Annotated in this window: 1 pseudogene; it reads right to left on the bottom strand. The window is 64.7% G+C overall.

What is annotated here, in order from left to right:
* Positions 1–609: pseudogene (locus A5655_RS04605) on the bottom strand (class I SAM-dependent methyltransferase); the annotation flags it as partial.

The following is a 609-nucleotide window of genomic DNA, read 5'->3' as shown; positions in this document are numbered from 1 at the left end:
ACCTTCTCCGACTGGATCGCGATGGCCGTGTCCCTGTTGGACTCGAGCGCCGCGGCCCATATTTCCAGCGTCCGCGCGTAGTGCAGCTGCAACGACTGGATCCGACTCACCTTGAAACCGGCGTCGGTCGCGTGCTCTTCGACCGACGGGATCGTCGGCAGCCATCCGCCGGGGAAGATCTCGGCCAGGATGAACTGGGTGAAGTGAACGACCTCGTGGGTCAGCGGGGTGCCCTGCGCCCTGGCCTCTTTGAAGGTGGGACGCGTGATGCTGTGCAGCATCATGACCCCGTCGGCGGGCAGCACCCGGTAAGCCATCTTGAAGAAATGGCCCCAGCGTTGGCGGCCTTGAACGCTTCGAACGCCCCGATGCTGACGATCCGGTCGACCGGCTCGTCGAACTCTTCCCAGCCCTGCATCCGCACTTCGACGTTGCGCCCGGTCGGGATCGCCGCCAGCCTGGCCTTGCTGTACTCAAACTGGTTGCGGCTCAGCGTAATTCCGATCACGTTGACGTCGAACTTCTCGATCGCCCGCTGCAGGGCGCCGCCCCAACCGCAGCCGATGTCGAGCAGCGTCATACCGGGCTCGAGGTTCAGCTTCCCCAGCG

The organism is Mycobacterium sp. 1081908.1 (assembly GCF_001673535.1).
In the GTDB taxonomy this organism is placed as follows: domain Bacteria; phylum Actinomycetota; class Actinomycetes; order Mycobacteriales; family Mycobacteriaceae; genus Mycobacterium.
This window is presented reverse-complemented; position numbering and strand designations above follow the sequence as displayed.